25 protein-coding genes are annotated in these 21,878 nt (G+C 36.1%); 1 reads left to right on the top strand and 24 read right to left on the bottom strand.

Features of this window, described 5'->3' with window-relative positions; translation table 11 throughout:
- Window positions 1-85: 85 nt before the first annotated feature.
- The 14 genes from AC3RVG_RS03990 to AC3RVG_RS03925 all read right to left on the bottom strand — a co-directional run bounded on the left by AC3RVG_RS03990 (window position 86) and on the right by AC3RVG_RS03925 (window position 12,590).
- Window positions 86-595 (bottom strand): DUF2480 family protein, encoded by a 510-nt coding sequence (locus AC3RVG_RS03990; protein ID WP_489690152.1) that lies wholly within the window; start codon window positions 593-595, stop codon window positions 86-88.
- 95 nt (window positions 596-690) lie between these two features.
- A complete protein-coding gene (locus AC3RVG_RS03985) occupies window positions 691-1,020 on the bottom strand; it encodes a DUF59 domain-containing protein (RefSeq protein ID WP_489690151.1) in 330 nt (109 codons plus the stop codon).
- A 4-nt stretch (window positions 1,021-1,024) separates the two neighbouring features.
- A complete protein-coding gene (locus AC3RVG_RS03980) occupies window positions 1,025-1,450 on the bottom strand; it encodes a SufE family protein (protein WP_489690150.1) in 426 nt (141 codons plus the stop codon).
- 9 nt (window positions 1,451-1,459) lie between these two features.
- A complete protein-coding gene (locus AC3RVG_RS03975; RefSeq protein WP_489690149.1) occupies window positions 1,460-1,900 on the bottom strand; it encodes an META domain-containing protein in 441 nt (146 codons plus the stop codon).
- Window positions 1,901-1,957: 57 nt separating this feature from the next.
- Window positions 1,958-3,175, bottom strand: a complete 1,218-nt coding sequence (locus AC3RVG_RS03970) for an aminotransferase class V-fold PLP-dependent enzyme (protein WP_489690148.1) — start codon at window positions 3,173-3,175, stop codon at window positions 1,958-1,960.
- A 103-nt stretch (window positions 3,176-3,278) separates the two neighbouring features.
- A complete protein-coding gene (gene sufD / locus AC3RVG_RS03965; protein WP_489690702.1) occupies window positions 3,279-4,592 on the bottom strand; it encodes a Fe-S cluster assembly protein SufD in 1,314 nt (437 codons plus the stop codon).
- 78 nt (window positions 4,593-4,670) lie between these two features.
- A complete protein-coding gene (gene sufC / locus AC3RVG_RS03960; protein ID WP_489690147.1) occupies window positions 4,671-5,420 on the bottom strand; it encodes a Fe-S cluster assembly ATPase SufC in 750 nt (249 codons plus the stop codon).
- 1 nt (window position 5,421) lies between these two features.
- Entirely contained in the window at window positions 5,422-5,838 is a 417-nt protein-coding gene (locus AC3RVG_RS03955) for a hypothetical protein (protein ID WP_489690146.1), read from the bottom strand.
- Window positions 5,839-5,886: 48 nt separating this feature from the next.
- A complete protein-coding gene (gene sufB / locus AC3RVG_RS03950; RefSeq protein ID WP_489690145.1) occupies window positions 5,887-7,335 on the bottom strand; it encodes a Fe-S cluster assembly protein SufB in 1,449 nt (482 codons plus the stop codon).
- 14 nt (window positions 7,336-7,349) lie between these two features.
- Window positions 7,350-7,679 carry a HesB/IscA family protein gene (locus AC3RVG_RS03945; RefSeq protein WP_489690144.1) on the bottom strand — a complete coding sequence of 110 codons (330 nt, stop codon included), beginning with the start codon at window positions 7,677-7,679 and terminating at the stop codon, window positions 7,350-7,352.
- Window positions 7,680-7,833: 154 nt separating this feature from the next.
- A complete protein-coding gene (locus AC3RVG_RS03940) occupies window positions 7,834-8,937 on the bottom strand; it encodes a cytochrome-c peroxidase (RefSeq protein WP_489690143.1) in 1,104 nt (367 codons plus the stop codon).
- A 2-nt stretch (window positions 8,938-8,939) separates the two neighbouring features.
- Complete coding sequence (locus tag AC3RVG_RS03935; RefSeq protein ID WP_489690142.1) at window positions 8,940-9,776, bottom strand: MbnP family protein; 837 nt, start codon at window positions 9,774-9,776, stop codon at window positions 8,940-8,942.
- A 27-nt stretch (window positions 9,777-9,803) separates the two neighbouring features.
- Window positions 9,804-11,156 carry a hypothetical protein gene (locus AC3RVG_RS03930; protein ID WP_489690141.1) on the bottom strand — a complete coding sequence of 451 codons (1,353 nt, stop codon included), beginning with the start codon at window positions 11,154-11,156 and terminating at the stop codon, window positions 9,804-9,806.
- Window positions 11,157-11,174: 18 nt separating this feature from the next.
- Entirely contained in the window at window positions 11,175-12,590 is a 1,416-nt protein-coding gene (locus AC3RVG_RS03925; protein ID WP_489690140.1) for a choice-of-anchor B family protein, read from the bottom strand.
- Window positions 12,591-12,794: 204 nt separating this feature from the next.
- On the opposite strand from AC3RVG_RS03925, the gene thiL reads away from it, so the two are divergent.
- The gene (thiL, locus tag AC3RVG_RS03920) at window positions 12,795-13,850 is read left to right on the top strand and encodes a thiamine-phosphate kinase (RefSeq protein WP_489690139.1); all 1,056 of its coding nucleotides are present in this window, start codon (window positions 12,795-12,797) and stop codon (window positions 13,848-13,850) included.
- A 73-nt stretch (window positions 13,851-13,923) separates the two neighbouring features.
- Here thiL and AC3RVG_RS03915 read toward each other — a convergent pair whose 3' ends face one another.
- The 10 genes from AC3RVG_RS03915 to AC3RVG_RS03870 form a co-directional block, all read right to left on the bottom strand.
- A complete protein-coding gene (locus AC3RVG_RS03915) occupies window positions 13,924-14,169 on the bottom strand; it encodes a DUF1660 family phage protein (RefSeq protein ID WP_489690138.1) in 246 nt (81 codons plus the stop codon).
- Window positions 14,170-14,233: 64 nt separating this feature from the next.
- Window positions 14,234-15,004, bottom strand: a complete 771-nt coding sequence (locus AC3RVG_RS03910; RefSeq protein ID WP_489690137.1) for an alpha/beta fold hydrolase — start codon at window positions 15,002-15,004, stop codon at window positions 14,234-14,236.
- Window positions 15,005-15,075: 71 nt separating this feature from the next.
- Entirely contained in the window at window positions 15,076-16,368 is a 1,293-nt protein-coding gene (locus tag AC3RVG_RS03905; protein ID WP_489690136.1) for an aminopeptidase P family protein, read from the bottom strand.
- An 84-nt stretch (window positions 16,369-16,452) separates the two neighbouring features.
- Window positions 16,453-16,866, bottom strand: a complete 414-nt coding sequence (locus tag AC3RVG_RS03900; protein WP_489690135.1) for an RDD family protein — start codon at window positions 16,864-16,866, stop codon at window positions 16,453-16,455.
- Window positions 16,867-16,894: 28 nt separating this feature from the next.
- Window positions 16,895-17,275: a DNA topoisomerase IV gene (locus AC3RVG_RS03895; RefSeq protein ID WP_489690134.1), complete on the bottom strand. Its 381-nt coding sequence runs from the start codon at window positions 17,273-17,275 to the stop codon at window positions 16,895-16,897.
- A 65-nt stretch (window positions 17,276-17,340) separates the two neighbouring features.
- Window positions 17,341-18,345: a tetratricopeptide repeat protein gene (locus tag AC3RVG_RS03890; RefSeq protein WP_489690133.1), complete on the bottom strand. Its 1,005-nt coding sequence runs from the start codon at window positions 18,343-18,345 to the stop codon at window positions 17,341-17,343.
- A 268-nt stretch (window positions 18,346-18,613) separates the two neighbouring features.
- A complete protein-coding gene (locus tag AC3RVG_RS03885; protein ID WP_489690132.1) occupies window positions 18,614-19,522 on the bottom strand; it encodes an alpha/beta hydrolase family protein in 909 nt (302 codons plus the stop codon).
- A gap of 153 nt (window positions 19,523-19,675) precedes the next feature.
- Window positions 19,676-20,125 carry a hypothetical protein gene (locus tag AC3RVG_RS03880; protein WP_489690131.1) on the bottom strand — a complete coding sequence of 150 codons (450 nt, stop codon included), beginning with the start codon at window positions 20,123-20,125 and terminating at the stop codon, window positions 19,676-19,678.
- Window positions 20,126-20,316: 191 nt separating this feature from the next.
- Window positions 20,317-20,874 carry a hypothetical protein gene (locus AC3RVG_RS03875; RefSeq protein WP_489690130.1) on the bottom strand — a complete coding sequence of 186 codons (558 nt, stop codon included), beginning with the start codon at window positions 20,872-20,874 and terminating at the stop codon, window positions 20,317-20,319.
- Between the two features lie 227 nt (window positions 20,875-21,101).
- The gene (locus tag AC3RVG_RS03870) at window positions 21,102-21,737 is read right to left on the bottom strand and encodes a LysE family translocator (protein WP_489690129.1); all 636 of its coding nucleotides are present in this window, start codon (window positions 21,735-21,737) and stop codon (window positions 21,102-21,104) included.
- Window positions 21,738-21,878: the final 141 nt, after the last annotated feature.

The following is a 21,878-nucleotide window of genomic DNA, read 5'->3' as shown; positions in this document are numbered from 1 at the left end:
AAAAATACTCACACTTTTGAGGATTTATCAAAAAATTAAGTTAATTCGACCTTCTCATTAAGAATTCAAAAGGGAAAAGAATAATCTACTTCTTTCTTTTAAAAAGCGGAACCGAAGAGCAGGCTTCACCGTACATAATGCTTTTTGCAACTGATTGAAGTTTTTGAGCCAAAAGCACATACGCATTCTGCGGAATTGGTTTATGAGCACAACCCTTAATAATTACGGCTCTGTCTGCATATTCTGAAACATCTAGATTTTGAAGTATTTCAGCAAAAAGAATGCTTTCCAATTCTTCTAAACTTCCAACAGTAACTTTTTTAGCAAAAGGAGCCAAATGAAGCGATAATAGTAAATAAGCCCAACCGGGAACAATAGCATCTGTACTGCAAAAAAGCGCTACATATTTATTTTCGTATTGGGACCAATCGTGAGTTGCTGCTTTTTCACGAAAATCACTTTCGCGAAGCACAATGCCTTCCAGCAACCACTGCGAAATATCAAAAGCAATCCTTTCGCCTTTTGGATATAAATCCTCAAGATTAAAAGTTACAAGCTTACTGTTCGCTACGCGATTTATAATTTCTTCAGACATTATATTGATACTATTGATTCTCTGGCTATGATTATGTTAATTACGAATAAGGATAACTGGCAACTACCACTGAATACTGAACAGTGAACACGCTTTTAAAGCATTCCCAATTCTAGCCTAGCTTCTTCGCTCATTAATTCTTGGGTCCAAGGCGGATCGAAAGTTATTTCTACTTCGGCGTCTTTTATCATTTTCATCGATTTTATTTTATCTTCCACTTCCTTTGGTAGGCTTTCTGCCACCGGACAGTTGGGAGTTGTAAGGGTCATCAATATTTTTACTTCGTAATCTTCATTTATGAAAACGTCGTAAATAAGTCCGAGTTCATATATATCAACTGGAATTTCTGGATCGTAAATAGTTTTTATAACGGCGATTATTTTTTCGCCCAATTCGGCCATGTCTATTTTTGTATCTGTTTCCATTTGTCTATTTATTTACTTGTGTTTGATATGCCAACGCATACATTTTCATTTGTTTTATCATTGAAACCAAACCATTTGCGCGAGTAGGCGAAAGGTGTTCTTTGAGGCCGATTTCATCAATAAAATCTGTATTTGCATCTAGTATTGCCTGTGGTTTTTGATCTGAAAAAACACGTACTAAAATTGCAATTATTCCTTTGGTAATAATGGCATCGCTATCTGCAGTGAAAATGATTTTATCATCTTTCATTTCAGAATTGAGCCATACTTTGCTCTGGCAGCCTTTTATTAGTTTATCGTCGTTCTTTAAATTTTCGTCAATCAGCGGAAGCGATTTACCGAGATCTATCATATATTCATAACGCTGCATCCAGTCGTCGAACATTGAAAACTCATCGATTAATTCTTCCTGTATTTTTTCAATCGTCATAAATCTCTTTTAATTATTTCCGTCTTTTTTTGCGCTTAGCAAAACACCTCTGTCTGTTTTGGAATATAATGTAAGTATGCCATTCTCTATTGCGTACGAACCTGTATTATTAAGCGCCTCCAAAAAGTCACGCTCTGTTTTCATAATATCTTTTTCGGTACACATTTTTTCACTTACGGCAAGATCGCTAAAATCTATAGCATACAAATTCAGGGTATAATTCCCAAAAACTGAATTACAACCAGTTGTCCCTCGGAACGAATTGTCTAAAGCAGACATTGTAAATGTTGGGTTTGTAGTATTGGTAAGTTTCTTTCCGTTAATTGCAGAAACAGTGTAACTACCCGTTAGTTGCACGCTTCCAGCAACGTCAATTACTCTTTTAGTTTCATCGCAACTAGTAAAAAGAACTGTAAAAATCAAAATGGATAATGTGGCAAGTGTTTTCATTATGGTGTGATTTAGAGTTAAACAGTCAAAGTTCAGCTTTTAAGCATTAGTTAATATTCAACTTAACATCATTTTAGCCTTTTTTACAGCATTTACTAATGCATCTACTTCTTCTAAAGTATTGTAAAATGCAAAAGAGGCACGAACGGTTCCGGGAATTTTATAAAAATCCATAATAGGTTGTGCGCAATGATGCCCCGTGCGCACTGCAATACCTAGTTTGTCTACAATAGTCCCAATGTCGTACGGATGTATTCCTTCAATGTTGAATGAAACTACCGAGGTTTTATCTGGGCCAGTACCATAAATTTTTAAACCTTCAATTTCTAAAAGTTTCTCTGTGGCGTATTTTAAAAGTTCGTTTTCGTGCTTTTCAATGGCCTCAAAACCAATGGTATTAAGATAATCTATGGCTGCACCAAATGCAATTCCGCCACAAATATTGGGCGTTCCGGCTTCAAATTTATGTGGGAGTCCAGCATAGGTTGTTTTTTCGAAAGTAACTTCGGCTATCATCTCGCCACCACCTTGGTAAGGCGGAAGTTTATTACCCCATTCTTCTTTCATATAAAGAATGCCGATTCCCGTTGGTCCGCACATTTTGTGAGCCGAGGTTACGTAAAAATCTACATCTAATTTCTGAAGATCGGGTTTAATATGCGAACAAGATTGTGCGCCGTCAATAAGTACAGCGGCTCCAACTTGATGCGCCTTTTCAATTATTTTTTCAATTGGGTTTATGGTTCCCAATGCGTTTGAAATATGATTTACAAACACAAGTTTTGTCTTTTCGGAAAGTAGTTTTTCGTATTCTGAAAAAATTAAACCACCTTCTTCATTCATCGGAATTACCTTCAAAATGGCTCCAGTTTTCTCACAAAGCATTTGCCACGGCACTATATTGCTGTGATGCTCCAGTGCGGAAACAATTATTTCGTCGCCTTTCTTCAAAATTTCAGAAAAACCACTAGCAACTAGATTTATTCCGTGGGTTGTGCCTGCGGTGAAAATAATTTCGTAAGCTTCCTTCGCATTAAAGTGCTTTTGAATTTTTTGGCGCGCAGTTTCATAAGCGTCCGTAGCTTCCTGCGAAAGCGTGTGCACGCCACGATGGATGTTTGCGTTGTAGTTGCTGTAATAATCTACAATACTATCAATAACCTGCTGCGGTTTCTGTGATGTTGCAGCATTGTCCAGATATACCAATGGATAGCCGTTAACCTTTCGGGAAAGGATTGGGAAATCGCTACGTATTTTTTGGATGTTGAAGGACATTAAAGATTATATATTTTGTAATTAAGAGTTGAAGTTTTGCCGCCAATTCACGAACAATGAATTTTTAAAATCGAAATTGTGAATTCGCGGCAACCTTTATAAACTATAGCTGAAAGCCTAAACTCACTCCAATTTTATTGGCAATAAGTTTGTTGATTCGAACTTTCAATTCCGGAATTTGTACACTTTCCAAAACGGTGTTTGCAAATGCGTACATCAGCAAAGCACGAGCTTCTTTTAAACCAATTCCACGGCTACGGAGGTAGAATAAAGCATCTTCGTCAAACTGGCCAATTGTGCAACCGTGCGAACATTTAACGTCGTCGGCAAAAATTTCCAACTGTGGTTTGGCGTTTATGGTAGCTTTATCGTCAATTAAAATATTGTTATTCTGCTGAAAAGCGTCAGTCTTCTGAGCATCTTTTTCAACAACAATTTTTCCGTTAAAAACACCAATAGATGATTCTGCAAAAAGACCTTTATAATCTTGGTGACTTTCACAATTTGGTGCAATATGGTGTACCAAAGTGTTGTGGTCTACGTGTTGTTTCTTTTCAAGAATTGTAATTCCTTTTAGCGTAGAATCGCAATGCTCACCGTATTGATAAAAGTTGAGATTGTTGCGAACTAATTTTCCGCCAAACGAAAAAGTATGCACGCGGCAAACCGTATCGCGTTGTTGCGAAATATATGTATTGTCTATTAATGAAGCAGTGGCTTCATCGTTTTGAATTTTATAGTAGTCAACATAAGCGCGCTTTTCGGCAAAAATTTCCGTTACCGAATTTGTCAAAACCTCATTACCTGAAAGGCTCTGGTGACGCTCAATAATTTGAACATGTGCGTTTTCACCAACAACAATTAAATTTCGTGGTTGAAGAAACATTGCAGCTTCATTTCCGGTAGAGAAATTGATGATTTCAATAGGCTTTTCAACCTCTTTGTGCGCGGGAATATGAATGTAAGCACCTTCTTTTGTGAAAGCTGTATTCAGCGAAGTTAAACTATCGCTTTTGGCTACTTTGTTGAAATAGGCTTCAATAACAGGTTTGTACTTGCTTTTATTTAAAGCTGCAGACATTAAACAAACATCCAGTGTGTCGTGTGTTGTTTCCGAGAGAAACGAATTATAAACCCCGTCTACAAATACAAGTTTGTACGTATCTATTTCGTGAAGAAAATACTTGCGAACATTCTTAAGTTCAACGTTTCTTTCTTTATCTGAATAGATGCTGAAATCTGTCTTTAACAACGAATTTAATGAAGTGTATTTCCAGGCTTCATCCTTTTTAGTAGGAAACCCTTTTTCCTCGAATATTTTAATGGCGTTGTTTCGCACATCGTGCAAAGGCGAATCAAACTCTAAGTGATCCTCGAGCCCAATATATGATGATAATAATTTGTCTTTAAAACTCATTTCTTTTAATTCAGAATTCATAATACGCAATTCAGTATTCAAGATAACCTTGAACTTTGAATCTCGAACTTTGAATTATTAAACCAATTCTTCCTTAATCCAGTCGTATCCTCTTTCTTCTAGCTCGTAAGCAAGTTCTTTGGTGCCGGATTTTACTATTTTTCCATTCATAAGTACGTGTACGTAATCTGGAACTATATAATCCAATAGACGCTGATAATGCGTAATTAAAAGCACTGCGTTGTCTTTGCTTCTCAACTTGTTTACACCGTTGGCAACAACCTTTAACGCATCAATATCCAAACCTGAGTCGGTTTCGTCAAGAATAGCCAGTTTTGGTTCTAACATTGCCATTTGGAAAACTTCGTTTCTTTTCTTTTCACCTCCAGAAAAACCTTCGTTTAAAGAACGCGAAAGAAACTTACGATCTATCTCTAGCATGTCTGCTTTTTCCTTTATTTTTTTCAGCATTTCAGAAGCTGGCATATCTGCTTGACCTTGAGATTTGCGTGTTTCGTTAATTGCTGTTTTTATAAAGTTGGTTACTGAAACACCAGGAATTTCCACAGGATATTGAAACGAAAGAAAGATACCTTTGTGTGCTCTTTCCTCTGGATCTAATTCTGAAATATCCTCGTTTTCAAAAGTTATATAACCTCTTGTAACCTCAAACTCATCTTTGCCCGCAACAACTGAAGCTAACGTACTTTTTCCTGAACCATTCGGGCCCATTATTGCGTGCACTTCACCTGCTTTCACTTCTAAATTTATACCTTGCAGTATATCTTTTCCTTCTAGTCCGGCGTGTAAATCTTTTATTTTTAACATGTTAATTTTTCTTTGCTGTTTCTTCAAATTTTATATCTGCTTCTGAAGGTTTATCGCTCACCCTCATAATTTCATTAATTGTAATTACTTCTTCCCATTCGCTGTCGGCATCTGTATTTTTAGATACAATACCTTTTACAACTACATTCACCATATCAAACTCATTCTTCTTAACGGCAGAAATTTGCTTAGAAAGTTGGTCTGAAACTTCATTACGTTTTACACCGTAAATAAAGTTTGTACCCATTAATACCAAAGCGCCGTTAGAATCTATATAATCACCTTTGTAGGCTTTAGTCCCCTCTGCGTCGGTTGTATTTTCTGTCGTGATTTCATCAGCATCCTTATTTTTTTCTTCGGAATTTTTACAAGAAAAAACGGCTGCCGAAAGCATTAGCATCAAAATGAATTTTTTCATAATCAAGAGTTGTTTTTTAGAAAATTATTTAAATTTTAGAAAAAACTGTTATCCAACAGATCCTTCAAGACTTATTTCCAAAAGTTTTTGTGCTTCCACGGCAAATTCCATTGGGAGCTTGTTTAAAACTTCTTTACTAAAACCATTTACTATAAGTGCAATCGCTTTTTCGGTATTAATACCTCGCTGGTTGCAATAGAAAATTTGGTCTTCACCAATTTTACTTGTTGTTGCCTCGTGTTCTATTTGGGCGGTTTTGTTTTTAACTTCAATGTATGGGAAGGTGTGTGCGCCACAACTATTACCCATTAAAAGTGAATCACATTGCGAAAAATTTCGCGCATTGTCTGCATTCGGTAAAATTTTCACCAAACCACGATAGCTGTTCTGCGATTTCCCGGCAGAAATACCTTTTGAAATAATGGTACTTCTTGTGTTTTTACCAATGTGAATCATCTTTGTGCCAGTATCGGCTTGCTGAAAATTGTTAGTTACAGCAATAGAATAAAACTCACCAATAGAATTATCACCTTTTAAAATACAGCTAGGATATTTCCAAGTTACTGCACTTCCTGTTTCAACTTGTGTCCACGAGATTTTAGCGTTTTTCTCGCAAATTCCGCGCTTCGTCACAAAATTGAAAACCCCACCTTTTCCTTCTTTATTTCCTGGAAACCAGTTTTGCACAGTTGAATATTTTATTTCGGCATCATCTAATGCTATCAATTCAACCACTGCTGCGTGTAATTGGTTTTCGTCGCGGCTTGGAGCCGTACAACCTTCCAAATAACTAACGTAACTTCCTTCATCAGCAATTACGAGGGTTCTTTCAAACTGTCCTGTATTTGCTTGATTTATTCTGAAATATGTAGAAAGCTCCATTGGGCAACGAACGCCTTTCGGGATGTAGCAAAAAGAGCCATCACTAAACACTGCGCTATTTAAGGCAGCGTAAAAGTTATCGCGCTGCGGAACAACAGTACCCAAATATTTTTTTACTAATTCTGGATGCTCTTTAATTGCTTCAGACATAGAACAAAAAATAATGCCCTTTTCTCCCAAAGTTTTTTTGAAAGTTGTTGCAACAGAAACTGAATCCATTACTATATCTACGGCAACGCCAGCAAGTTTCTTTTGCTCGTCTAAAGAAATTCCGAGTCTTTTGAATGTATCCAAAAGTTCGGGATCTACTTCGTCAATGCTATCGTACTTTGGTTTGTTGTTTGGCGCAGAATAGTAAGAAATTGCTTGAAAGTCGGGTTTTTTGTAATGTACATTTGCCCATTCTGGTTCAACCATTTCTTGCCAATAACGAAAAGATTCTAATCGCCATTCGGTCATCCATTCGGGCTCTTCTTTCTTTTTTGAAATAGCACGAACCACATCTTCATTCAATCCAACAGGGAAAGTGTCAGATTGTATATCTGTATAGAAACCGTATTCGTATTCTTTGGTTTCTAATTCTTTTTTTAAATCATCTTCAGTATACTTACTCATCTTCAATTAATGTTTTAAAGTGAAAAAGACTCTCCGCAGCCACAGGTGCGGTTTGCATTCGGATTATTGAATACGAATCCTTTTCCGTTAAGGCCGCCACTGTACTCCAGGGTGGTGCCAACTAGATATAAAAAGCTTTTTTTGTCTACAGCTATTTTTACTTGATCTTCTTCAAAAAGTTTATCGTTTTCACCTAAACTATGATCAAACTTCAATTCATAGCTCAAACCAGAACAGCCGCCGCTTTTTACACCTACGCGCACAAAATCATCTGCAATATTGAAGCCTTCTTCAGCCATCAATTGTGCGATTTTTGATTTGGCGTTTATACTTATCTTAATCATATGTAGATTAATTCTAAATTAGACGGCAAATATACATCAAATGGAACTTTTAACCATAGAGAAGCGGGAAATTAAACCTATGGTGCGATAGTTTTAAACAATAATTAACACCTTGGTTTTTATTGCTTAGTTGAAGAAGGAAAAAGGGCTGAAATTAATTGGGATCGTGAAAATTTGGGTTGTTGATAAAGGAGGGGTCTGAAAGTGAAAGAAGGAACGCTTTTAAGTCTGCTTTGTCGAGCTCAGTTAACTGAACTCCGCCTCGAGAAACGGCTTTCATTAACGGATCTATAGTTCTGGAATAGACAAGACCTTCGCTATAATGATTTATTACTTCATCTAAAGTTTCAAAGCGACCGTCGTGCATATAAGGCGCAGTGTAAGCCAAGTTGCGAAGTGATGGCGATTTAAAAAGCCCGTCGTCGTAGGGATCGCCGGTTACATTACCCAATCCTTTGTCCGAAATAATAGCATCCAAACCGTTGTTGTGGAAAATATTGTCGCTCCAAAGCGGACTGTTTTCATTACCGTGACAGTGAAAGCAGTCTCCGCGAGATTCGTCCATAAATATTTGGAAACCGTTCAATTCCTGCGGTGTTAGTTCACTTTCGCCTAAAAGATGTTTATCAAAAGGTGAATTTGCCGAAATAAGTGTTCTCTCAAACTGTGCAATGGCTTTTGCTGTAAGCTCTTTGGTAATAGTGGTGGTGCCGAAAGCTTTATTAAAAAGTTCAGGATACTGGCCGTTGTTCTGTAAACTACCCACGGCATTCTCCCAAGTATTGTGCATTTCAATAGGATTGGTAACGGGTTCTAAGGCTTGTAATTCAATGCTCATGGCACGTCCATCCCAGAAAAATTTGTTGTCTCTATTCCAAGCCATGTTAAAGATTGGCATGGAATTCCGTGTACCTTCTACACCGTCTATCCCAACACTGAAACGATTATCGTCAGTAAAAGATTTGGCGGGATTGTGGCAAGAGGCACATGCTTGTGTTCCATCCCCCGAAAGAATTGGGTCAAAGAATAGTTTTCTTCCTAACGCAATACCTTCTACAGTTTGTGGATTGTCTGCTGGAATAAAAGGCGGCGGAAGTAATCGTTCAAGAATGGGCGGAACCGTCAATGCTTTTGGAGTGGGGGTGTACTCATCGATAGGTTCCTCTAAAGCTGAATCATTCGAAGAACACGATAAAACAAGGCACAATGCTGTTATCCCAAATACTAATTGATAAATTTTCACAGGGCCTATTTTCATCTTTATTGTGTTACTTCTCCAATACTGAATACGGAAGCACCGTTTCTTTGCATATCTTTTTGAGCAAGATAATTCATCATAAGATCTGTACTGCGATCTTCTAAATTCCACGTCAATGGATTTTTGTACCATTCTGAGATATCCATTTTTATTTCGATAGTAGTATCATCAGTAATTGTAAAGTTTTTATCAAAATTTAACGCTATAAAATTCTGCTCAAAAACACCATCACTTACGCGAGCAGTACCATTGTGAAAATTATAAGGTTGAGGTGCACCCGCTGCGTCATCAAAAGTGCCTTCCATTTGCATGAAATGATATCCGCCTCCTGCCATAGAAGGCCAATTCCAATTCGCATCATTTAAATCTGGGTAAGCACCGCTAACATTGTCTGCTTCATTAAACCCGTATATAAAAGCGATTCCAGTATAATCTCCAGTTATTACAGGTATTGCTGGTGAAAACGATAGCGTGTTACGGTCTGAAAGATCTATTAAATTGTATTCGTCAAAATTGATTGTAGCACCATCAGCTTTTATTAGTACGATTCTTGAAATTAAATAGCGAAGTTTAGTAATCTTAATTAAATTTCCTGCTTCATTTAGAAATTCTGTAGCGTTAAAATCTGCCTCTGTTACTGGGTTTCCCGCCCAGTTTTGTGTAAAAAGAATAGTTGCACTTTTTTCGTATGTGCAGGAGCCATCGTCTGTATTTGCCGCGGGATTGTAATTAAGTGAACTAAGATCCATACATCCCAGGACTTCAGTCTGTGGCTCGTCGCTACTGCTACAGCCAATAGCCACAAAAGTCATGATAAGTAAAAAAGCGAGTGTTTTCATAATTTCAAAAACGTGTATTAGATAATATTAGTTCAGTATAATCAATAAAAAATCTTTTGATCCCTTGTTTAAAGGAATGTCCAAATCATTACTTTCACTATTGCCAACGGCCACAATTTTGTTGTCTGTAGTTTCAATTGCTTCGGAAGCAAAATCGATACTCGAGCCGCCAATGCTCTTTTGAAATTTTAAATTTCCGGTTGCATCAACCACAAATACCCAAACGTCGTTTAGACCATTATTATTTTGTAAATCGCCATCTGCGCTTCGGCTGTGTCCACTTAAAATATAATCTCCGTTGTTGCGCTGTACGATACTATGAGCGGTATCGAACTGTAAACCACCAAAAGATTTTTGCCAGATTTTGTTGCCATTGTCATCAAATTTTACCATCCAAGCATCCGCATTACCCCGCGGATTAGTTACGTCTTGGTCTGCACTTCGCGAGTCGCCAACCATTATATAATTGCCGTCATCGGTTTTAATTGAAGCGTACGAATTATCTATTTCTTCGCCTCCAAAAGACTTTGTCCACAGCAAATCGCCAGTTGCTGTTAAGCGAACGGCCCAATAATCATAACTTCCTTTAAAGTCTGTTTTGTCATAATCTTCACTTTCAGAAGTGCCGGTCATTAAAAAACCGCCGTCTGCTGTTTCTAGGGCGTCATAACTTCTATCGTTATTGCTTCCGCCAAAATACCGTCTCCATTGAGTGGTACCGTCGGATTTCAGCTTAATGCCCCAATATTCGCCTACACCGTGCATGGCGCCTTTATTAAAATCATTACCAGCGCCGCCACTTGCCGAAACATCAAAATAGCCAGTTATAAAATAACCACCATCTGAAGTTTGAAAAGCCTTAGAGGCCTGATCGCTGCCTGAAAATCCAAAATTTTTCTCCCAAATAATACCACCGGATGCATTTATCTTTACGACCCAATAATCTTGAAAACCTGCATTTTGGTTAACATCGCCATCGTTGCTGGTAGTATATCCAGATAGCAGAAAACCACCATCATTAGTTTTGGTAATTCGCGAAGCATTTTCATCATCGCTGCCGCCATAGGTTTTGCTCCAAATAATATCTCCAGTTTTCGAAAGTTTCAACAGCCAGAAATCGCTGTCGTTACCAGCGCGATCTGTGATATCGCCGTCTGAGCTTCGGGTAGTCCCCAAAACCAGATAGTTGCCATCTGCTGCTTCAACCACCGAGACCGCTTCATCAATTCCGCTTCCACCGTAGGTTTTCACGAGTTCAACTTCACCGTTAATTTCAGGCTCAGGTTCGTTACCGTCATCTTTTCCGCAAGAAAAAAGAAGGAATGAAAATGATAGTAGAAAAAGAAGTGCTTTAAATCTATAAATTTTAATAATTAGCATAAAAGGAATGCTTGTTTTTTAGTCTATTAATAAACGTTTTGTTGTAGTTGAATTTATTTTCATCACATACATTCCCGATTGTAATTTCGAAATATTTAAACTTTCTGAAAGACTATTTGTAAAGCTCTGTTCCATTACTTTTTGACCAAGAACATTGTAAATTTCAATTTTGTTTATCGGTTCTACTTTAGAAGAAACTGTAACTATCTCCTTCGCTGGGTTGGGTGCAATTGCAAAATTTGTAACAGCATTATCATTAACTCCCAACAATGGATCTCTAACTATAAATAGACCTCTGTCAATATCGCTAATAACAATATTACCACTCGCAAAATATGGATACACACTCCAAGCTCCGTCAAAACGAGCTGAATTGCTTGAAGGGTAAGTGTCGAAAAATTTAGTTTCTACCATATTTTGGTTTTCAATATCACTAATATCTAAAACTCTTAAGCCTGCACGGTAGCTAGAAAGGTAGAATTCATCTCCTTTTACATATCCGTTATGGTCTATTGCTGCCACATCTGCTTCGTACTCAAAATGAACAACTGGATTGTCTAAGTCCGATACATCAAAAACGATGGTTCTAGTATTAAAACCGAAGTTGGCTTCGTCTAATTCGTCTCCAATAATAAAGAAACGCTTATCCTCTGTTAACCAACCTTGGTGTGTGTAATCTACACTTCCATAAAAACCTACTGAAATGCCTACAGGATTATTTTTGTTTGTTACATCTACAATTGAAATTCTGTCTTCATTACTTCCAAAAAGAATTTCGCGACCTGCGTAATCTGCATCTGGGCCATCATACATTACTACTTGGGCATCATGACTATAGTTGTCTCCAGTAAATTGTCCCTCTTGAATTGGGTTTAAAGGATCCTGAATATTTATAAAAATAGGACCTCCATTATTTCCGTCAGATCCTACCGCATAGGCATAACCTGTTTCTTCATTAATTACTATGTTATGACAGTTTCCAAAACCGCTGAAATGCGCATCCTCAGTAAAAGTCTCTGGAGCATTTGTTACATTACGAAGGCGAGTAAGATCGAAAATTTGCATTCCGTGACTGCCAGAATTTACATCGCTTACTATAAATGCATAATTATTATATACTTTAATATCTCTCCAACTGCTTGAACCAGTGTGAGTAGGTAGTTTTCCAAGATATACAGGATTTACGGGATCTGTAATATCTACAAATGCAGCCCCATTCCCAAGGCCCATTATAACGTATTCTTTTCCATCTTGTGGGTCTGTCCATCCCCAAGAATCGTTTCCTCTATCTGAGCCAAAAACATTAAGGCCAATATTTGATTGTAAATCTAGGCCATTACAGGGATACTGCCCTGCCATGCCATTTACACAGGGTGTTTGTGCTACAGTAATTATACTAATTAATAGTGCTAAAAGGGGTAGTGCTTTTTTCATTGGTTTGTATGCTAAATTTATATGAGGGGCTAAATGTACTCATATTTTAAGCCTCTTTACAAGCGTAAGAGGTTAAATATTAATGTCATGCTATAATATTTTTTATAAGAAGGGTTATAAATATAAAATACCATTATTTATGATTAGCTTTTTTATTGCTATTTGAAACTGTATTTTTGCAGAAAATTGCAATAAATCTATTTTATGTTTGAGAATAAAGATAATTCCGCAACCAGTATTGGAAATTTGGGCGAGTTTGGACTAATTGAGCACCTCACGAAAAATTTCAAAATAAAACAAAAATCGACTGTCAAAGGGATTGGAGACGATGCCGCTGTGATTTCCTGCAATGCTAAAAATGAAATTGTAGTTACTACAGATTTATTGGTGGAAGGAGTTCATTTTGACTTAAGCTATATGCCCTTAAAGCATTTAGGATACAAGGCTGTGGTGGTAAATATTTCAGATGTTTTCGCTATGAATGCCGAACCTACGCAGATTACGGTAAGCATTGCAGCTTCAAATAGATTTCCGGTGGAAGCATTGGAAGAACTTTACGCAGGAATTACAGCCGCGGCAAAAGTGTATAATGTAGATGTAATAGGTGGCGACACAACTTCTTCAACTACAGGTTTGTTGATAAGCATAACCGCTTTAGGTACAGTAAATAAAGGAGAAGCTATTTATAGAGACGGCGCGAAAGAAAATGATTTGCTGGTAGTTACTGGCGATCTTGGCGCAGCTTATATGGGCTTGCAAATTTTAGAACGCGAAAAGGAAGTTTTTAAAGTGAATCCTAACTCGCAACCAGATTTGGAACCTTATTCCTATTTGGTGGAGCGCCAATTGAAACCCGAAGCACGAAAAGACATTTCTGGTTTGTTGAAAGAACTAGACGTGAAACCTACTGCAATGATTGATATTAGCGACGGACTTTCTTCAGAAATACTTCATATCTGTAAAAGCTCTAAAGTAGGTTGTAATGTATACGAAGATAAAATTCCACTAGATCCGCAAGTTATTTCTACTTGTGAAGAATTTAATCTTGATAGTACAACTATAGCTTTAAGCGGTGGCGAGGATTACGAATTGCTCTTTACAGTTAAACAGGAAGATTTCCCGAAAATAAAAGCTAATCCGCACTTCTCTATTATTGGTCATATTACGAATGAAAAAGAAGGCGTGCATTTAATTAGCCGCGCAGGAACAAAAATACCATTGATTGCAAGGGGTTGGAATGCGTTGAATAATGACGACTAAATTTCGGAAAGGCGCGTAAGGGGATAATTCCTAAGTAAGAAATTCTATTATTTTGAAAGTTGTAAGTAGCATTTTAGCGTATTAATCGCTTTCTCCTTTTTCTGAAAAAACGCAATAGCTTCTCATTCAGTTTGCGACGTTTTTGAGTAAGCTTTTCAAGTTTACCAAAACGATTGTTCGAAACCTCCTTTCCGCAACAAGCACATTCATATTCGAAAATTTGATTGTTGATTTTGCGGATTACAATGTAATCGTGGCCAAATGCAATACATATTAGGCTTAAGATTGGAGGTCGTCTTTGGGGCACGACATTTTCCATCTTTAAGAAATTATTTTGGGGTTAACATACCAAAATTAATAATTTTTCAGATAAAACGCAACTTTTAACCGATTAAGTGCAGGTTATTCGCAACGGCATCTTTATTTTCAATTACGCTCATATGTCCTCCTTTAATAATTGCTGTTGTGGCTCCACAATGCTCAGCAAGTTTTATTGCCTCCAATAGTGGTAAAATAGGGTCTTCTTCAGAAAAAATAAGATGTTTTTCTTTTGCGAAGTTTTTCAGTATTTCTGTGCGGTCCTTTCGGTCGCGCATTCCTCTAATGGCTGCCTTTATACCTTCAACGGGGAAAGTATATGCTTCATCTTTTAAAGCTTCAATTTCCGAATTGAATTTTTCGCGGGACGATTCAGCAAATAAATTTCCAATAGCCATACTAATAAATGCTTTTGGATTTTTATCAATAACTTTAATAGCTCGATTTCGATTTTTCTTTCTTTCTTCGGAATCTGCCGCAGGAGATGAATTAAGAAGAACTAATTTATCAACCTTTTCAGGAAATAATTCGGCGAAAGCCAAAGCAACATAACCGCCCATTGAATGCCCAATGAATGTAGCTGAGGTTATTTGTAAATGTTGTACTATTTCATCAACCACTTCTGCCATTAATTCCATAGTGTGGATTTCAGAAATAACATCACTTTTTCCGTGGCCGGGAAAATCTATTGTAACGACAGTATTGTTTTCAGTCAGCTGTGGCAACAATGGTTTCCACATTGTAGCGCTCTCTAAAAAACCATGAAGCAATATTATTGCAGGCCCTTTTCCAAGGGTTTCGTAATGGATTGGAATGTTTTTGTAGTTAAAAATCATATGCTTAAAAAAAGACCCACAAGGTTTAGTAAACTTTGCAGGTCTTTATTCTTTAATATTTATTCTGTACTCTATTTGTTCATGATATCTTCAATCTCTTCTGCATCAATAGGAATGTTGCGCATTAGATTGAAAGGCTCGCCGTTTTTCTGAATAACTACATCGTCTTCCAAACGAACTCCGAAACCTTCTTCAGGAATATAGATTCCTGGTTCAACAGTGAAAACCATATTTTCATCCATTTTTTCCCAAAGCACACCATAATCGTGAGTGTCTAGACCAATGTGGTGGCTGGTGCCGTGCATAAAGTATTTTTTATAAGCAGGCCATTTTGGGTCTTCGTTTTTTACATCTGCTTTGTCCAAAAGTTTTAAACCGAGAAGTTCCTTAGTCATCAATTTGCCAACTTCTTCGTGAAATTCTTTCCAGTAAGCTCCAGGAACGAGCATTTTTGTAGCGTCGTCTTTTACGCGTTTTACTGCATCATAAACTTCGCGTTGACGCTTGCTGAATTTTCCGCTTACGGGAACGGTTCTAGTCATATCGCTAGAATAGTTTGCGTATTCTGCGCCCACATCAAGCAATATTAAATCGCCTGCTTTACATTGTTGATTATTTACAACATAGTGAAGCACATTTGCGTTGTTTCCGCTTCCAATTATAGGAGTATATGCGAAACCACGCGAGCGATTTCTTAAAAATTCGTGCATATATTCGGCTTCAATCTCGTACTCCCAAACGCCAGGTTTTACGAAATCTAAGATTCTGCGATGTCCTTTCTCAGTGATATCGCACGCTTTCTGCATTATATCTAATTCTATTTGATCTTTCACAGAACGCAATGCTTGCAAAATAGGATTGCTGCGTTCCCAACTGTGTGCAGGAAATTTTGCTTTTGTAGTGTTTATAAAACGATCTTCGCGAGTTTGGGTTTCAACACTTTGACGGTAGTGCTCGTTGGTGTTGAAATAAATGCGCTCTGCTTGCGTCATTACTTCATAGAAAATCTTATCGAATTCTTTTAACCAGAAAATAGACTCAATTCCACTTACTTCAGTACCTTTTTCTTTGGTTAGTTTTTCACCTTCCCAAACTGCAATATGGTCGTTTGTTTCGCGAACAAAAAGCATTTCGCGGTGCTCTTTATTTGGTGCGTCTGGAAAAAGAACTAATATAGTTTCCTCTTGATCTGCGCCCGATAAATAGAAAATATCTCGTGCCTGCTGAAAAGGCATAGTGCTATCTGAGCTAATTGGATAAATATCGTTACTGTTAAAAACTGCAACACTTTTCGGCTTCATCTGCGCCATAAAGTTTTTGCGGTTTTTTACAAAGAGTTTGCTGGGTATTTGATCGTACTTCATCTGAATGTTTTATGAATTTCTTCAAAATTAATTATTTCAAAGTTATTGTAGCGGAGTAGAGGGTTAAAAGTGTATTAATTGTTTTTATGAATTCTTTTCTTCTTCCTGTAAATCAACAACAACTGAATTAGCCACAAAATCGTGAATGGCTTTTTTCTTATTATTGCCACTTATCGTTAAAAAAGATAGCCATCCTAAAAGTGATTTAAATACAAAACGAAGCAGTGCCATGGGGAATGATATTTTTCTATTGGTACTATCATCTCTTCTAACCCCGATTCCGTTATACGAATGTCCAATTGTTCCACCAAATAGACTTGTAAACAAAGGGTCGTAGAACAGAAATACAAAGAGGAAAACAATAACCCTAAAATAATTTGGAACACTTTCAAAAAGCCCGAAAATTTCGCTGGCGGCATACATTATTCCTATTATAATAATAGAATCTATAAAGACGGCTTTTATGCGGCTTAAAAGTGTGGAGTATAATAAAGTCATAGGGTTTTGAATGGTTTATGCTAGATTCTTACTCTACTTTATAAATAGTTTGGGTGGCAACAAAGTCTATTCCGTCTATTTTGGCTTCGAAGGTGTAATTGTCATCTTCAGTCGAAATAATTTTTACTTTCAGTACATTGTCTTTATAAAACTCCACTCGCTCTGGGCGACCTTTAATCATTTGTAGCGTGTATTCGCAAGGATTTGTCCATTCCACTTTGTAAGTGAATTGCTCGCCAGTACCTTCAACTGTTTCAATTTGAATGGAATCATTTCGGGTGATGGTACAGGCAAAATCCAATTCGGGATTGCTAATTTTAAACGTTCCGTTTTTAAATTTTTCGCAATCGTTTTGGGCGGAAATCGTAAAGAATGAAGCAAGTAGGGCGAGAAGTAAAAGTTGTTTCATAAGTTTTGGTGTTTGAAAAGTTTGAAATTAAAAGAGGCTAATATTTAAAATTTATTTCGAAAAAATTATTCCTCTAACCAGGCATCAAAGGCCGAAAGTTTTTCCTCATTTTCTTCTAGCCATGCTTCGGCCTTTTCATTTCCGCTTTGCGAAATATACATGCAATAGGTTTCTAAGTGGACGCTCTTGGTTAAATCATAAAAGAAAGGGACATAAAAATTCCAATAGAGACCTTTTGACTTGTCCTTTTTCAATTCGCCCAAAACCTGAAAAAACGATTCGGTATTGTCAACAAAAAGTTCTTCGGAAGTTTTATTAGCATTTTCGGGCAACATATTCGATGCACCCAAAAGACCCAGCATAAATGACGCGGTAGAAAAGGGATCATCGTCGTCGCTCATAGAAATATTTATAGTAATTGCATTGTCTTTGTCTTGAGTTACGTTGCCGCCAAAATTTTCGCGAAGCAATGTATAAGCTTCTGTAGAGCGAGAAGAATTTGGTTCTAAAAAAAGAAAATAATAATTAGCCAACAACGATTGAACGGTATTTCCTTTGGCAGATTCAATGTTTGCAAGCATCCAGTGGCTACTGCCGTGGCTTGAGTTATTTTCAATGGCTTTAATTACATTTTCAAGTGCTTCGTCCATTTGGTTCAGTTTATAATGATTCAGTGCCAAATTATAATAGAGTAAGTAATCCGTTGGAAATTTCCGAATAGCTTTTTCAAAAAGTTTGATAGATTCCTTTACTTTTCCCAACATGTCCAAAGCTGAACCTTTAATAAGATAGGCATTGACCAGATTGTCACCTTTTTTATCTATTATCATATCGGCGCGAGCAATCGAATTTTTATAATCCTTTTTCTTAAAATAGCTCAAGGCCATTTCATAGTTTACTACGGTAGATTGCGGGTCTAGTATTAAGGCTTTGTTGTAGGCCTCCAAGGCCTTGTCATAATCTCCTTGGTCGTGATACGCTATACCTTCTTCTATATAGATATTTATATTGTTTTGGGAATGAAGCGTTGTAAAGCAAAGGATAATTGTGAGGAGTAGTATTTGTTTCATATATCTGTTTATCAATTTGTTGTATTCTATTTTAGTTGTTTTTGAATGCCATTTTATTGTGAAAAATTGTTCCGTTTTTTAATCCGCTTGTTACTAAATTCGGTTAAGACTCTTCTTATTAAATGTAAAAAACTTAAAATTCCGAGCGTATAACATATAATTACCCAAATCAACTTTGCTTAGTCAAGTCCTTCTTTAATCTGTAAGCCTAGAATAATAATGTCACAAATTAATAAAGAAATGTGTTGTTTTTTACCTCAGTTCTTTGTTACCTGTAGTTTTTCAATCGTTCGTTGAACCATTCTATTACTAAATCATTCAATTCATTTTTCTTTTCAGTAAAATAATGGTCTGTATCGAATTTCCTTAATTCAAAATCATATTCCACTATTTTTAACTTGTCAGCAATTTTGTCTGCTTGTTCAGGATTTACTCTTTTGTCATTAGTACCACACAAAATTAAAAGACTGCTACTTTTGTTTAATTCGTTTGCCCAATAAATTGCTGAACGTTTTTTTAATTCTGATTCTTTATTTTGATAATAATTTGGAACACATTCCGCAATAACATTAGATTCCATTTTAGGTCTTTCAGAAATTATTCCAAACAAATCAGTTGGACCATTTCCAATAATAGCAGTTTTTATTTTATCGGATTTTTGAAGTGCCAAATATGTCATCATTCCTCCTCGCGACCAACCAAACATTCCTATAGAATTAGAATCGGCTTTTTCAATTTCTTTTACGGTTTCGGTCAAATTAAGAACGTCATTTATTTCTAAACCTCCGAATTCGTCGTTTTCTCGATAGTTACTTCCGATTATTACATAACCTTGTTCGGCTAATTTTGAAGTATACATTATTAAATTTTCAATAGTCAATTCGCCAAAATCTCTATTTCCTCCTCGATTAAAAATTACAACTGGAAATTTTCCTTCTTTTTTTGGCTCAACAATTATTCCTCGAACTTTTAAGCTGTCACTTTGATAAGTAATAAAATAAAAATCCAACTTTTTTAAATGCTCAAAATCTGTATGTAATTGGTTGTCTTGAGAAATCCTTTCCCAAATCGGTGTTTGGGAAATATTCACTAATTCTTTTGACAGTATTTTTCCATTTTGTGCAAATCCCAAACTTGTAAAAAGTAAGAAAAATATTGAAGTTAAAAATCTGTTCATAGGTTTTCTTCAAATTACAGGTAACGTGTTTGTGTATGATTAGTTGCGTGGTTAAGCGAGAGAGTTAACAAATATACACGACATAGAAAATCCGCGAGAATTTTCGTAAGTAGGCTAAAACCAAGCAATTATACACGGTGTTGTAGCACGTTTTTAATTAATTATTATTTCAACATTCAATTCTTGCCCATTTCCAAGTTTTGGAATTAGAGCGTGATATGTCAAATTAGGGGCTACAGTTGTTTCATTTTGATTGAAAGTAACAATTAGATTTTCGTTCCCAGTCTCACAATTTTCAATTAATTCGTAGTCAATAGAAGTATTCCCATTCGCAAGTCCTTTCTTTCCAATAATCAAATCATAAACTGTAAAATCAATCGTAGGTTGGCAACTTCCTGATACAAATTCAGCAAAATCAAGTTGATTTTTAATAATCATAAAATTTTCAGATAATTCTATATCCATTTGATATTTAGTATTCGTACAGCCATATTCAATTTCAAGACTTGTCGTGTTTAAAATTGTATTAGTACAATCGTCATCATTGTTACAAGAAAATAGTCCAATAAATAAAACTGAGATAAATAAAATTCGATATTTCATAATTTACTTTTTTATAAGATGTTATTTTCAGAATGGTTGCGTCAAATGTGCTACAATGTCTAGGCTATGAGTAGTTGCGTGGATTAGCACTTAATTTTGCAAGTATGCACCAAACTGAAAATCTGCAAGGATTTTCGTAAGTAAGCACGAACAAAGCAATTAATTATACACGGTGTTGCCTCACGTTTTTTTTATTCAGTTAATATTTCGTTCATTATAAAATTCAAATTTTTTATACCAACTTCGCTTAATCTTCCATATTTCATATTCGGTGTGAATGGTTTAGATTCTGTCATTTTAGAACTATCTAAAGAAAACCAAACCTTTCCGATTTCTTTATTTTCTTTATTGTAAAATCTAAAAATATATTCCGATTCAGACAAACTCCAAGTAGTCTCTGACCAATCGAAGTTGCTTGGATTATTGAAAAATATATCTAAATCAGCTTTATTCAATTCCGAAACTGTTTTGGAAGTTAGGCGACTCGTTAAAAAGCTATTCTTGAACAATTTTATTTTTGCAACGTGTTCTCTAGGGAATTTATATTTTCCAAATCCGAAGTGTACTTTATAAACATTTCTATGGTCTTGATATTCGTCATAATGGTCTTTCCATTCAAATACATTTTTTTCGTCAGTCGGAAGGTTTTCGGAATAGAATTGTCCTCTGTCGGAAAAATCGAAAATTATTCCAATTCCAACTATGGTTAAAATTCCAATTCCATATAATATTTTTTTCAGAATGTTCAATTCGTGACGATTTTTTTTTAAATGTGTGGCAACGGTTTGTATATGAAACGTAGTGCAGAAAATAAGCAACTACTTAACGGATAAACACAAGCCGAATTTTTAAATATTTCAATTATTTTATTTTTGGCAATTCGTCAAATTTAAAAATTTGGCGACTTCCCAAAAATGCACGAACCTTTGTGTTAGCAACGACTCGCACTATGTTTTATATACGTTGTTGGCAACTGTTATTTCTTCGCGAGTGCCAATTTTATTCCTAAGGCTATGAATATTCCGCCCGTTATTTTGTCCAACCACATTTTGATTTTATAGTTTTTTCTTATTCTGTCTGATAATTTGGCTGAAAATAATGCTAATGCCAAGCACCAAATTGTTCCTGTCGCAATAAATGTCAATCCTAGGATTATGAACGGTAATGAATTCGTTGCATAATTCGGGTCAATAAATTGTGGTAAGAATGCCAAAAAGAATAATGCCACTTTTGGGTTCAAAATATTAGTTAAAATTCCCGAAACAAATATTTTCCGATTGCTCGTTTTCTTTTTTTCCAGTTGTTCAACTTCAAATTCGTTTCGTGATTTTGTCAAAAATGCTTTTACACCCAAATAAATTAAATAAGCAGCTCCTAAATATTTAATCGTGCTAAAAGCGATTGCGGACTTAGCGATAATTATTGAAAGTCCGAAGGCTGCAACAATACAATGAACTAATGAACCAGTTGAAATTCCGATAGCTGACAATATTCCAGCTTTTTTTCCTTGCGAAATACTTCTCCCAAGAATGTACATTGTGTCTGCTCCAGGAGTTAAATTCAAGAGTATTGCTGCAATTAGAAAAGTTTCAAAATTCGTTATTCCAAACATATTAATTAGGTTTTTTATAATGTTCGTTAAGGCACATAGTTTACAAAGTTAAAGTCACATGCTTTACACTAGATTCTGACTTAGTCTAATTGATACTTGTTTATCTCTTATGCTATTTTCATTAAAGTACCCTAAAAATAC

Source organism: Aequorivita sp. IT1282, assembly GCF_058068205.1.
This window is presented reverse-complemented; position numbering and strand designations above follow the sequence as displayed.